9 protein-coding genes are annotated in these 13559 nt (G+C 59.5%); 6 read left to right on the top strand and 3 right to left on the bottom strand.

Annotation, left to right across the window (positions count from 1 at the left end; genetic code table 11):
- Window positions 1-824: 824 nt before the first annotated feature.
- On the top strand, window positions 825-3686 hold the full coding sequence (locus tag QZ634_RS06880; protein WP_291986693.1) for an SNF2-related protein: 2862 nt from the start codon (window positions 825-827) through the stop codon (window positions 3684-3686).
- Here QZ634_RS06880 and QZ634_RS06875 read toward each other — a convergent pair.
- Window positions 3640-4407: a hypothetical protein gene (locus tag QZ634_RS06875; protein ID WP_291988115.1), complete on the bottom strand. Its 768-nt coding sequence runs from the start codon at window positions 4405-4407 to the stop codon at window positions 3640-3642. The two genes, QZ634_RS06880 and QZ634_RS06875, sit on opposite strands and share 47 nt — an antisense overlap.
- On the opposite strand from QZ634_RS06875, the gene QZ634_RS06870 reads away from it, so the two are divergent.
- The 5 genes from QZ634_RS06870 (at window position 4396) to QZ634_RS06850 (ending at window position 10622) form a co-directional block, all read left to right on the top strand.
- Window positions 4396-5466, top strand: coding sequence for an AIPR family protein (locus QZ634_RS06870; protein WP_291988057.1), 1071 nt, complete (start codon window positions 4396-4398; stop codon window positions 5464-5466). The two genes, QZ634_RS06875 and QZ634_RS06870, sit on opposite strands and share 12 nt — an antisense overlap.
- 27 nt (window positions 5467-5493) lie before the next feature.
- The gene (locus tag QZ634_RS06865; protein WP_291986691.1) at window positions 5494-7122 is read left to right on the top strand and encodes a site-specific DNA-methyltransferase; all 1629 of its coding nucleotides are present in this window, start codon (window positions 5494-5496) and stop codon (window positions 7120-7122) included.
- Between the two features lie 118 nt (window positions 7123-7240).
- Window positions 7241-7756, top strand: a complete 516-nt coding sequence (locus tag QZ634_RS06860; RefSeq protein WP_291986689.1) for a zeta toxin family protein — start codon at window positions 7241-7243, stop codon at window positions 7754-7756.
- Window positions 7753-7932 carry a hypothetical protein gene (locus QZ634_RS06855; protein ID WP_291986687.1) on the top strand — a complete coding sequence of 60 codons (180 nt, stop codon included), beginning with the start codon at window positions 7753-7755 and terminating at the stop codon, window positions 7930-7932. Before QZ634_RS06860 ends, QZ634_RS06855 begins: the two co-directional genes overlap by 4 nt.
- Window positions 7929-10622: a DEAD/DEAH box helicase family protein gene (locus tag QZ634_RS06850; protein WP_291986685.1), complete on the top strand. Its 2694-nt coding sequence runs from the start codon at window positions 7929-7931 to the stop codon at window positions 10620-10622. The genes QZ634_RS06855 and QZ634_RS06850 overlap by 4 nt, the downstream gene beginning before the upstream one ends.
- An 849-nt stretch (window positions 10623-11471) precedes the next feature.
- Here the strand turns inward: QZ634_RS06850 and QZ634_RS21515 are convergent.
- Window positions 11472-11927, bottom strand: a complete 456-nt coding sequence (locus QZ634_RS21515; RefSeq protein ID WP_366145381.1) for a sigma factor-like helix-turn-helix DNA-binding protein — start codon at window positions 11925-11927, stop codon at window positions 11472-11474.
- 309 nt (window positions 11928-12236) lie between these two features.
- A complete protein-coding gene (locus tag QZ634_RS06840) occupies window positions 12237-13037 on the bottom strand; it encodes a replication protein RepA (RefSeq protein ID WP_291986681.1) in 801 nt (266 codons plus the stop codon).
- Between the last annotated feature and the right edge of the window lie 522 nt (window positions 13038-13559).

Here is a 13559-nt window from a genome sequence, read left to right as displayed (position 1 = left end):
AACCCGGCAGCTTGCAGCGAGCCTTTTTTTTGCGCACTACTGCGCCATTGTCGTTTACAAGAAGCTCGCTGTAATCTGCAGGTTATCGCGACGTTGAGCGGCAGCTTTTCAATTCGAGCTACTTCCGCTTAGGGTCGATCGCTGCCAGTGGCCTGAAGAATCTGAACGACGGCTCTCAGTCAGGTCCGGCCTTTGGCGCTCGGCCTCAGCAGTAACTGTTCTGGCTGGCCGCTTGTGGCTTGGGAGCGGCCACTGAACTTTCGTGGTTTGGTGACGGCAATCGACCCAATCCGGACCTTCAGCCAGCCGCCTGCTGAATGGCGGGTAACAAAGTCGAGCGGCCGTTCCAGCCGACTGCTTACTGGCAAGTTCTCGGCCATTCCTGCCGGTGGTACTTCTGCTTGGTTTCGGCTGCTATACGTTTTTTAGCTGACGCGCATAGACACTGCCTCCAAGCACTCGCGCATGAGTTCTTGGGAGGCCCTACAGGCCCGAAAAATGTATCGATCTTAGCGGCCCTTCCTGCCGCGAAGTTGATGCTCAGCGACATCCCGCGTGATGCGAAGTAGGGGGAACATGACGTTCGACGTTTAGCGGGAGTAGCCGTGGGGCGAGTAGCGGCTTGTCATGCGCACGGGGTAGTGTAGTGTTGCGCGCAACGCGGAACCTATGAATTGCAGCAGCGCGAGGATTCAGCGCCGATTCCACGTCTGCCGAAAGCGTCTCCATCTTTAAGAAAGCAGCACTACATTTCTCTTCGAGATTATTTTTGACTTTCCTCTGCGTTGCAGGACAATCCCCAAAATACCAATAGATCCCAGCTAGTGATTTCCGCCTACCACACCAAATATTTTGCCTACGAGCTGACGCGCCGCTGCCCGCTGGATAGCGTCGAGAAGCTGGCCGGAGCGTTGGTCGATGCTCAAGTCGATCTCAACCCGCACCAAGTGGATGCCGCTCTGTTCGCATTCAATTCGCCGTTATCGAAGGGCGCCCTGCTCGCCGACGAGGTGGGCCTCGGCAAAACCATCGAGGCGGGTCTAGTGCTTTCGCAGAAGTGGGCCGAGCGGAAGCGGCGCATTCTGGTGATCACCCCGTCCAATCTGCGCAAACAGTGGTTTCAGGAGCTGGCTGAAAAATTCTTTCTGCCCTGCCGGATTCTGGAAGCCAAGCCCTATAACGCTGCGATCAGGCAGGGCCAGCTCTGCCCCTTTGAAGCGCCAGAAATCGTTATCTGTTCCTACCAGTTTGCCAAGATCAAGGCCGCCGACGTTCAGGCTGTTCCGTGGGACCTGGTGGTAATTGACGAGGCGCATCGGCTGCGTAACGTCTACAAACCGTCGAACGTCATCGCCAATACACTCAAACTGGCACTGGCCGGCAAGCACAAGCTGCTGCTCACGGCGACGCCCTTGCAGAATTCCTTGCTGGAGTTGTTTGGCCTGGTAAGTTTCATCGACGAGCACACCTTCGGCGACTTGAAGAGCTTCCGAGAGCAGTTCGCCAATCTCAATCAGGAGCAGGTATTCCAGACGCTTAAGGCGCGCCTCAAGCCCGTCTGCCACCGCACCCTGCGTCGACAAGTTGTGGCATACATTCCCTATACCAAGCGCTTGCCGCTGGTCGAGGAATTCACGCCAGAGGAAGGCGAAGACCGGCTCTACCATCTCGTCTCCGACTACCTGCAACGGGACAATCTTCAAGCGCTGCCGCCCAGCCAGCGCAGCCTGATGACGCTGGTGCTGAGGAAGCTCCTGGCCTCATCCACCTTCGCCATTGCCGGGGCGCTTACCTCGATTTCCAAGCGCCTCAAGGCCAAGTTGCGCAAATACCAAGTCGCCGAATCGCTTGCGGACGAGCTGGACCAGGACTACGAAGCACTTGACGCAACGGCCGAGGAATGGTTAGACGACGAACCGCTTGAACTGATCACCGAAGACGACCGCCGGTCGCTTGAGCAGGAAATCGCCGACCTCGATGCCTTCGCGCAACTGGCCACCTCCATCCAACACAACGCCAAGGGCAAGGCGCTGCTCAAGGCGCTGCGCATCGCCTTCGCCAAGGCGGAAGCGATCGGCGCTGCGCAGAAGGCCATCATCTTCACCGAGTCGCGCCGTACGCAGAGCTACCTGCTGCGCTTGCTGGCGGACAGCCCGTTTCGCGAGGGCATCGTCCTGTTTAACGGCTCGAATACTGACGATGGCTCCAAGCTGATCTATAGCCAGTGGCTGGAGCGCCATCAAGGCAGCGACCGGCTTACCGGCTCGCGCTCCGCCGATATGCGCTCGGCGCTGGTGGATTATTTCCGAGAGCAGGGCCGCATCATGATCGCCACCGAGGCCGGTGCCGAAGGCATCAACCTCCAGTTCTGCTCGCTGGTGGTGAACTACGACCTGCCCTGGAACCCGCAACGCATCGAGCAGCGTATCGGCCGCTGCCATCGCTACGGCCAGAAGCACGACGTGGTGGTGGTCAATTTCCTCAACCGCAAGAATGCCGCCGACCAGCGCGTGTTTGAGTTGCTATCGGAAAAGTTCCAACTCTTCGAAGGCGTCTTCGGCGCCAGCGACGAGGTGCTGGGCGCTATCGAGTCCGGCGTCGATTTCGAGAAGCGTATTGCCGCCATCTACCAGAACTGCCGCAAGCCCGAGGAGATCGCCACCGCCTTCAATCAGCTCCAGTTCGAACTGAGCCTGGAGATCAACGAATCGATGACTCGCACGCGCCAGCAACTGCTGGAAAACTTTGACGACGAAGTGCGCGAGAAACTCAAGGTGCGCGACGAAGCTTCCCGGGCCTACCTCAATCGCTACGAACGGCTGCTCATGCAGCTCACGCGGCATGAACTGGACGGCCAGGCCGAATTCATCGGGGATGCAGCATTTCGCCTGGTGACCAACCCATTCCCGCAGCAAGCCGCGGCGATCCCGCTAGGCCTGTATGAACTGCCGCGCCGCTCCGGCGACGCCCATCTTTACCGCCTCAAGCATCCGCTGGCCGAAACCTTGCTCGCAAACGCAAAGAGCCGCGACTTGCCGGCTGCAGAGATTCAGTTCGACTACGGCCAACACGACGGCAAGGTCACAAGCCTTGAACCATTGATCGGTAAGAGCGGCTGGCTTACCCTTTCGTCGTTCAGGGTGGAAGCGCTCGACCAGGCAGAGGACCACCTGATCTTTTCGGCCCTTACCGACGACGGCCAGATATTGGACGAGGAAGTCGCACGGCGCCTGCTGACACTGCCTTGCGCATCTGCTCCCAGTCCTCTTGGAGCCGTGAATACGGTTCAAGGAACACTTGATGCCGTCGCTCAAAGTCGCCAGGCAGCGATTCAGCGCGACATTTCCGAGCGCAACGCGCGCTTTTTTGAAGCCGAGGCCGACAAACTCGATGGCTGGGCCGATGACCTGAAAGTGGGACTGGAACGCGAAATCAAGGAAATCGACCGCCAGATCAAGGAAGCCCGCCGTGCCGCCACGACGGCGCTGACCCTGGAAGAAAAGCTCGCTGGTCAGAAGCAGATCAGGGCCCTCGAAGCTCAGCGCAACCAGAAGCGGCGCGCCCTGTTTGATGCGCAGGACCAAGTGGACAGGCAGCGGGACGAGTTGATCTCGGCCATCGAGGACAAACTGAATCCGGTCACGAGCATGCAGCTTCTATTCCTGCTGCGCTGGACGCTGAGCTGACGCGATGCCGACGCGAGACGAAAAAGTCGCCCAGATCGAAGCCGCCCTGCGAGACCGCTTCTTCGCCAGCGTTCCCAAGGTCGTGAAAGTTGACCGACAAAACTGGACCGAAGGGCAGCACGACCTTGACCGTCTGTCTCGCGCCCTCGCGGCCTACGCATTGGTGGGCCAGTGCGAGATCGATGACGCGACAGCGATCGGGGCGATAACGGATGGCAGCGACGATGGTGGTATCGACGCCCTGTATTTTGACCGCCCCGGCAATCGGCTGGCCTTCGTGCAATCCAAGTTCAAGCGCACGGGGGCGGCTCCGTCCCAGGCAGACGTCCAGAAAACGATCAATGGCATCAAGGCTATACTGGCAAGGCAGTTCAATGGATTCAACGAGGCCATACGCAACCGGCTGGATGACATCGAAGAGGCACTTGATACGCCGGGCGTGAGGCTGGAAGCGCTGGTGGTCTTTCTCGGGGATGCCCTTGGAGCGCATGCCACCGCCGATCTGCATGCCTTTCGGGATGTCGTCAATCGTTTCGGGCCACTCATGCAGTGGCACTCGGCGGGCCTCGAAAAAACCTGGGGCTGGCTGATCGAGGAACAGGCGCCTGCGACGGTCGATGATCAAATCATCCTGGAACATTGGGCTGGCATCGTCGGGCCGCGCAAAGCCTTCTATGGCCAGATTAGCGCGGCGGCTCTCGCCAAGCTGGTGGAAGATCACGGCAATGCATTATTCGAACGAAATATCCGGCACTACCTCGGGTCGGTTGGCGTCAACACCGCCATCGAGAAGACCGTACGCAGTCGCCCCAGCGACTTCTTCTATCTCAACAACGGCATCACGGCCGTGGCCGAAACCATCACGCCGGCGGCGGGAAGCTCGGCTAGGTGTACCTTCGGCTGCAAGAAGCTCTCCATCGTCAACGGTGCGCAGACGGCGGGGGCTATTTTCAGCGCGACCTTGGCCGGGGCAATCTCACCGGATGCCAAGCTGCTGGTGACCCTCATCGAGATCGGTAACGGCGCGGACGAAATCGGCCTGAAAATCACCCGTGCCCGCAATCACCAGAACGTCGTACGCGGCGTCGATTTCGCCGCCCTCGATCCCAATCAGGAACGCCTGCGGCAGGAACTGGCGGCGACGGGCATCACCTATTACTACCGGCCTTCGGCGGATGCGCGGGTGCGGCGGGACGATGCCTTTACCTTGGAGGAAGCCGCCGTCGCCTTGGCCTGCCTGGGCTTCAAGGTCAGAAGTGCCGCCGAACTTCAGCAACACCCCAGGCCGACCAGCGCCATCGACTTCGTGGTGAGCGCCAAGAAAGAAATTGGCCGCCTGTGGGAACAGGACGGCGCGCTTTACGGCCAACTCTTTCCGGCAGGCTTGTCGGGCGTGCGGGTCTGCCGGCTGGTGCGTGCCTATCGCTTCATCGACCGTATCCTCGCGGACACCGAACGCTCGGAAAACATATACAGCCGGCGCATGTTCTTTAGGCACGGCCGCTACCTCATCATGGCCTTTGTTGCGTTGCGCTCCGCCGATGTGCTTGCCAAACCAAAATTCGAACTTGCCGCCGAGGATCAGACGCTCCTTTCCCAACGCACCAACCAGATTTCCGAGCTGATCTACGCAAGCTCGGAACCGCTTCAGGCAATGCGTGGCTATCGGGCGATCTTTGGCAATCTCACGGATTCGCAGCCACTCGCCAACAATGTGTTGCAGCGACTGGCCGAGCAGGATGCCAAGCAGCAGGTTCAGGCGCCGCCTCAAGGTGCTTGACCAAAAAATATCGAGAAGAGCAATGCAATGAGCAAAAAACAAAAACTCGAACTCACTTGGATCGGCAAGGAGAACCGGCCGCGGCTGGAGCCGCGCATCTTGCTGGAAGACCTGGCCCGGAGTTATCACGCCGCCCATCGAATGAGCGATGAGGACATCTTCGACAACCGGCTGATCTTCGGAGACAACCTGCTGGCGTTGAAGGCGCTGGAGGCCGAGTTTTCCGGCAAGGTGAAATGCGTCTTCATCGACCCGCCCTACAACACCGGTAGCGCCTTCACCCATTACGACGATGGCGTCGAGCATTCGATCTGGCTGTCGCTGATGCGCGACCGGCTGGAGATTATCCGGCGGCTGTTGTCGGAGGACGGTTCGCTGTGGATCACCATTGACGACAACGAGGCGCATTACCTCAAGGTGTTATGCGATGAGGTGTTTGGGCGGGCGAATTTCATTACCTCTGTGGTTTGGCAAAAAATTTACACGACGAAGAACACTGCCAAACATTTTTCTGGAATGCATGATTACATTCTCGTTTATACAAAAAATGCAGAGAAGTGGCGGCGGAATGATCTTCCAAGAACGGCGAAACAGGACGATGCCTACAAGAATCCAGATAGCGACCCTCGTGGACCTTGGAAGGCGACCCCGATACAAGCTCGAAATTACTACGGCAAAGGTTTGTATTCGATCAAATCCCCCTCTGGCCGAGTAATTGAAGGCCCGCCAAAGGGAACTTACTGGCGTATTTCCGAGGATAAGTTTCTTGGAATGCAGACCGATAACCGCATCTGGTGGGGCGAGAAGGGCGGCAATACACCTGCACAAAAACGGTTTCTATCGGAAGTTCAAGGCGGTGTTGTTCCATCGACCTGGTGGTCACACGATGAGGCGGGACACAATGCTGAGGCAAAGAATGAACTGCGTGCGATTTCAGCTGACGCCGACGAAATGTTTATTACTCCGAAACCAGAGCGGCTGATCAAGCGGATTCTAGAAGCTGCTTCCAACCCCGGCGACCTTGTCCTAGACTCCTTCGCCGGCTCTGGCACCACCGGTGCCGTCGCCCACAAGATGGGCCGGCGCTGGATCATGGTCGAGCTGGGCGAACATTGCCACACGCACATCATTCCGCGCCTGAAAAAGGTCATTGACGGTGAAGACCCTGGTGGCATCAGCAAGACGGTGAACTGGCAGGGCGGCGGCGGTTTCCGCTATTACCGTCTGGCGCCATCGCTGCTGGAAAAGGACAAATGGGGCAACTGGGTCATCAACCACGACTACAACGCCGCCATGCTGGCCGAGGCGTTGTGCAAGCTCGAAGGCTTCACCTATGCGCCTTCGGACGCGGTGTATTGGCAGCACGGCCGTTCCACCGAGCGGGACTTCGTCTATGTGACTACCGCCAGCCTGACCCACGAGCAATTGCAGCAACTCTCCGACGCGGTCGGGCCGGATCAGTCGCTGCTGGTCCTCTGCACCGCCTTCCGTGCCAAGGCCGATGCCTATCCCAATCTGACGGTAAAGAAGATTCCCAACCAGGTGCTCGCCCGTTGCGAGTGGGGGCACGACGATTATTCCTTGCAGGTCGAGAACCTGCCCAAGGAGCCACCCAAGCCCGGCCAGCAGAACCTTTTTGATGAGGAGGAGGCATGATCGGCGTGGAGAAAGTGGCACTGCGTCGCCGCACATGCCTGCACTATCTGCAACTGATGCTGGCGGCGAATTCCGACGCAGCGTGTCGGCAATCAGTCGGAACGGGCGGGCTCCTGCCATGAAAAAAATTATCATCATTGCCGGGCCGAACGGTGCGGGGAAAACGACCTTCGCGCGTGAGTTTCTGCCCAATGAGGCGGGATGTCCGCAGTTCATCAATGCTGACCTGATTGCGGCGGGATTGTCGCCGTTTGCGCCTGAGGTGGCGGCGGTCAAGGCGGCGCGCATCATGCTGGAAAGCATGACCGAGCTTGAACGACGTGGCGAGAGTTTTGCATTCGAGACGACGCTTTCCGGTCTGGCCTATGCGCGCCGCGTTCGCCTTTGGCGCGAGGCCGGCTATCACGTCACGCTGTTTTTCCTGTCATTGCCAAACCCGCAAATGGCGATTGATCGGGTGGCAGAGCGCGTGCGTCAGGGCGGGCATGACGTGCCGAGCGATGTTATCCGTAGGCGTTTTGTTGCGGGGCTACGGAATCTTGAGCAGGTCTATCGCGATGCAGTGGATGCCTGGGCGATCTATGACAATGCGGGCGATGAGCCGGTGCTGAGCAATTGGGGAGAAAAACCATGAACCAGAAAAAAATAGAACTCGCGAAAGACCCTGATCTGGCGGCTTCCTGGGTGGCCATCCGCCGTGCTGCAAAACGGGCGGAGCAAGTGGCGCTTAGTACGAATACCGAGCTTGTCGTCCAGCGCAACGGCGAGTGCGTGCATGTGAAGCCAAACGCAAAGCCAATGCCCCGATGAACCGCCACGTCAACGCCATTGCCGGCCGCCTGAGCCTGCGCCATCCGCAGCGCCGCTCGCTGGAAATACTCGACCGCATTACGGAGATTGCTCCGCCCGGAAAGCGCGCCGATGTCGCGGCAATGCTGGAGGCCATCCGCAGCGAGTTTCCTTCGGTGACGGACTTCGAGCGCGACTTTCCTTCGCTGTGCTTCGCGCTCGCCACAGGCGTGGGAAAGACGCGGCTGATGGGGGCTTTCATCAGCTATCTGCACTTGGCGCACGGCATCGACAACTTCTTTGTGCTGGCGCCAAACCTGACCATCTACAACAAGCTGATCGCCGACTTCAGCGACCGCAATCATCCCAAATACGTGTTCCGGGGTATCGCGGAATTCGCCATCGACGCACCTTCGATCGTCACCGGCGACAACTACGACCAACGTGACCCGCGTAGCGGTACGCTCTTCGGCGGCGTCCGGATCAACATCTTCAACATCGCCAAGATCACTTCCGAGGTACGCGGCGGCAAGTCGCCGCGTATCAAGCGGCTTTCCGAGTACATCGGCGAAAGCTACTTCGACTATCTGGCTGGCTTGCCGGACCTGGTGATGCTGATGGATGAATCGCATCGCTACCGGGCGAGCGCCGGCATTCGCGCCATCAACGAGTTGAAGCCGATTCTGGGGCTGGAGCTGACCGCCACGCCGTTCGTGGAGACGCCGCGCGGTGCGGTGGCGTTCAAGAACGTGATTGTCGACTATCCACTGGGTCAGGCGATGAAGGATGGTTTCGTCAAGGAACCGGCGGTGGTTACGCGCAAGAACTTCCATCCTGCGGGCATGTCGGTTGAGGAGATAGAGCGGCTGAAGTTGGAAGACGGCGTGCGCCTGCACGAAAGCGTTAAGGTGGAACTGGAGACCTATGCCCGCGAGAGCGACAACGCCATAGTCAAACCCTTCCTGCTGGTGATTGCCCGCGATACCACCCACGCCGGGCAACTGACCGAGCTGATCAAGTCAAACAACTTCTTCGAGGGGCGCTACCGCGACAAGGTCATCCAGGTGGATTCGAGCAAGACCGGTGCGGAAGAAGAGGAGATGATTGGCCGCCTGCTCAAGGTCGAGCGCACAGACGAGCCAACGGAGATCGTGATTCACGTCAACATGCTCAAGGAGGGCTGGGACGTGACCAATCTCTACACCATCGTGCCGCTGCGGGCGGCCAACGCCCGCATCCTCATCGAGCAATCCATCGGGCGCGGCTTGCGGCTGCCCTATGGCAAACGCACCGGCGTAACGGCGGTTGATCGGCTGAACATCGTTGCCCATGACAAGTTCCAGGAAATCATCACCGAGGCCAACAAGCCGGATTCGGCCATTCATTTGCAAGCGGTGGTGCTGGATATGGATACGCTTGGGCAGAAGACGACCACGGTGGTGTCGCAATCGCACCTGGCCACCAAGCTGGGCTTAAGGCCGGCACACGCGACCAGCAGCACGACGGTTGCCGGGCGGGATCAGGCGCCGGTATTCACGAAGCCGGCAGAGCAGAAAGTGGCGCAGATCACCTATGAGATCATCCGCAAGCTGGAAAGCCAGCCGCAGACCGTGCCTACCATCGAGTATCTGAAGAAACCGGAGATTCAGGCCGCCATCGTCAAAGCGGTCGAGGAACAGCATCAGCCGACCCAATTGGAGCTGGAGGGTGTGACGGAGAAGCCGGACTTTGCGGCTGTGGTGGCGAAGACCGTCGAGTTGGTGACGCAGCAAACCATCGACATTCCGCGCATCCTGGTGGTGCCAAAAGGCGAAGTTAAATCCGGGTTCAAGCCGTTTACCCTGGATCTGGCCGCGCTGAAATATCCGGCGGTATCTGACGAGCTATGGATTCAGCACTTGCGCACCAATCAGCTGGATGTCGTGTCCCTGGGTCGTGGCGGTTTCGAGGAAGCCCGCGTCGAAGACTATGTGGTCAGTGGCCTGGTGGACTTCGACGACATTTCCTACGACAAACACGCCGACTTGCTCTACGACCTGGCGACGCAAACGGTACAGCATTTCAAGGCTTACCTGTCCGAGGACGATACCCGCAAGGTGCTGCGCTGCTACCAGCGCGACATTGCGCGCTTCATCCATGCCCAGATGCAGGCGCATTACTGGGAAGACGTGGCCGGCTACGAAGTGAAGATCAGCAAGGGCTATACCGAGCTGAAGCAGAGCGCCTACACCTATTCGGTGCAGGAAGCGCCTGCCAATTACCGGGTGGAGCCGGCGGACAAGAGCAACATGGCGAAATACTTGTTCGGCGGCTTTGCGAAATGCCTTTACCCGCTGCAGAAGTTCGACTCCGACTCGGAACGAAAACTGGCCGTGATTCTGGAACGCGACGCTCTCAAATGGTTCAAGCCGGCCAGGGGCCAGTTCCAGATCTACTACCGGAACGGCGCGGATGACTTCGAATACCAGCCCGACTTCGTTGCTGAAACGGCTGCGACGATCTACATGCTGGAACCCAAGAAACGCACAGAGCTTACAGACCCGATTGTCATTGCCAAGAAGGAAGCCGCCGTCAAATGGTGCGCTAACGCCTCAGATCATGCGGCGAGCTATGTTGGCAAGCCGTGGCGATACCTACTGATACCGCATGACGAGATTGTGGAGAACATGACGTTGGATGGTCTGGCGGTGCGGTTCGGTGGCAGAAGCTAACAATCGGCGCTGCTGCGGCAAGCCCTAGGCTCGTAAAGCGTCCGCCACGCGATTCATCGCGGCCTGAACCGGCTTGAGTAGCCAAGGTCCGCTCTGGTGAGTTGTGTACATTGGCCCTCTGGCAGCTTGCGAAGTACAGCAGCCGTTCAGAGGGCTGCTTGCCGGAGTCATCGAACGACAGCAGTTGGCCGGCTGCCGACCGACGTCATCCTGCGCCCACCGGCTGCTTTGCGCCACGTAGCGGGCGGTCCGACAAAAAAATGAGATGCGCAGCCGAGTGACCGCTTACGGCTGATTGCTCCAAGTCAAGGTTTTTAAGCAAAGTCGCGGCCGGGTGCTCCTGACCGTGACCCGGCCCGTGTCGATCAGCGTTGCGGGGTGCTACTGCTATTCTTTCAGCCCGAAATCCACACGGTGGCGCAACCAATGGCCGCCAGCTCTCATGCGACTGAAGACAGCGCCATCTTGATGCGTTTCAGGCCACTACCGACGGTCTCTGCCAACTTGGCCATGCTTGGATCGTCGAAAGACTGGTGTCTACCGTCCATTCGCAGAAGGCAGCCATGTACGCGGCGCGGTCGACAGAGAGTCGTGAGTCGGCCAAGCCAGCCTCGATAATGGGGATGAGCGCTGCGGCGGCTCTGAGGCGACTGATTTCGGGGGGCGAGGGCGGGATCTGTTTGGGCATTCCAATATTCTACCGAGGACCAAGGCTCAAGGAGCCTCGGTGTGGTCGTCAAACACGACACTTCCCGCAGCGATCGCGCCGCGCCCGTAAGTTCAGGGGGTGGTGCCTGTGCTTACTGCTGCTCAGCGTTGCCGCGCCGCGAAGCTCCTGGGTGACCGAGTTCAGCGCACGTCATTGTTGGGTGCGCCCAAGTCGTGGCTCAGCCGACGCCTGCGCGTCAAGGCAAGGATTTCCAGGAGACATGCTTCAACCGCATCCCGATTTCTCGAAGCCCGACACTTAAGGCGTGCGCGCTCTTCCAGCTGCCTGACGCGCTCCCTTGTGACGCTAAGTTCATCGCCAACTTCCTGCAACGTGGCCACGTCGCCGTCCAGCCCGAGGCGGCGGGACAGGACAAGGAAGTCGCGGTTTCCAGTCCGGAGGCCCTGAAAGCACGTATTCACCGCGTCGACCACCCCGTCGCACGCTTCAGCGACAGCGTGTTCCCGGAAGTGTCCGATCTCCTGTTCGCTCGCGCCGAGTCGTTCGAGCACGACGCTGAGTCGAGTGTCCTCTCCATACACCGCGGCCAACAAACCGTTCACCGCGGTCACTCGCTGCCGTAGATTGGCCGCCATCACCCTTGAGTCCTTGTCCCCTTGGTTGTGCAACGCATGGCGCTGATCCGCCGCACTGGAATCACCCCGTCTATCGGTTCGTTTTTGTGCTCGCCGCAGACCGCATCGAATGCCGGCGCGGAGTTGGTGCCACGCATGACGATTGTAGTGGGCGACAGAGCGTCGTCAAGACGTGTTGCTCCGTGAGGCTGGAGCCCTGCCAGGTCCTCCCATCGCCAAGCTTTCCGATTGGCTGGGTGACTGGAACGACTCGCAGCAGCGCGCGGCGAAGAAGGGTGTTTCGATCGAAAGGGTGCCGAATGATCAGGCCTACAGCGAAGACAACCGAGCCCCGCCTGTATGACGAATATGCAAGCGGCTGGCCGCCACGAGGAGCCCTGTTTTCTCGGCCGTGACGTCGGCCTCCGGGTAGAACAGCAAGGTTTCCTCCAACCGCTGGCGAAAGCGCTTCTTGAAGTCTAGCAAGCCGCGCGGGGTATCGCTGTAGTCGGCGCCGAATTGCCGCTTCAACGACTGCCAGGGGATGAGGGCATTGGGGTGACGGGTGACGCGCAGGACAAAGATGCGGTAGACGAGCCAGGAGTAGATGTCCATCGCCAGCGGCGACTGGGAGAGCGCGTGCAGCACACGCATGTCGATCGGTACCGGCGACTCGGTGATGTTGCGAAAGAACGCCCCCGATAGCTTGAGGGTGCTCTTCCAGCGCCTCTGGTCGTCAGGCCGTGCCGGATCCCAGAAGAAAAGAGCCTCGTCGGCGATCGCCATGTTTCTCAGACAGAATCGCCCCTGCCGTTGAAACGTGATCGATAGCACCGAAGAAAACAGCTTCATGGACTGCTCGCGCAGCCGCTGACCGTCGCGGCCATCGGTTCTCATGCCGAGCTTGTACAGGAACTCGTTCTGGCTTCTTCCGAGATCAAGCCTCGGGGACTTCGTCTTCACCGCTTCGGTGCAGATCCACGCCAGAAGAAGCCGGGGAACCGTGCCGAAGGGCAGGCCGATTTTCGGGTCGGCGATAATCGAAAGAGAGACGGCACCGCTCGTCCGCTCGAAGGAGGACACACCGGGATCGGTGTGCGGCAAGGTGGTCTGAACCAGCGCCTGGCCCATGAAAGCGAGCGACTCGGCATCGACCTCGACATCGCTGATCTCGGAAGCGAAGGACATCAGCTTGTCGGCGCGCGCGACCCTGGTCACGGGAATAGCGCTCCCTGGATGCCGGACGGAACGTGGGGCCGCCGGGATGGAATCCTGAGAAGGGGGGATTGGGGGCTGGTTCGCATGCCGTCACTGTTGCACCCTGCCGGTCCTCGGTGCAGGCGAAAAGCGTCCAGAAAGGTGACTTTTTGGACGCAAGGCGTGGGAAGACGTCAGATCGCGAAGGGCTATGGGCCGCGGAGCTACGGTACGTGGCAGCCTGAATCGCTGTGGAATCGGACGATTCGAAATCCACAGTCGAGATTCCGGGTGGTGACGGTGCGTGTGATGGACGCTGACGCTGATCGTTTGCCCCTCGTGGGCCATACGCGCAGCGAGACGTCTTGCACGGTGGTGGCGTGAAGGCCTCTCAGGCAGCACGTTGCACGGTGACCGTTTCACACCCTGCACAACCCTGCCGCGGTGAGGTACCGA

Source organism: Candidatus Accumulibacter sp. ACC007 (assembly GCF_907163205.1).
GTDB classification, from domain to species: Bacteria; Pseudomonadota; Gammaproteobacteria; order Burkholderiales; family Rhodocyclaceae; genus Accumulibacter; species Accumulibacter regalis.
This window is presented reverse-complemented; position numbering and strand designations above follow the sequence as displayed.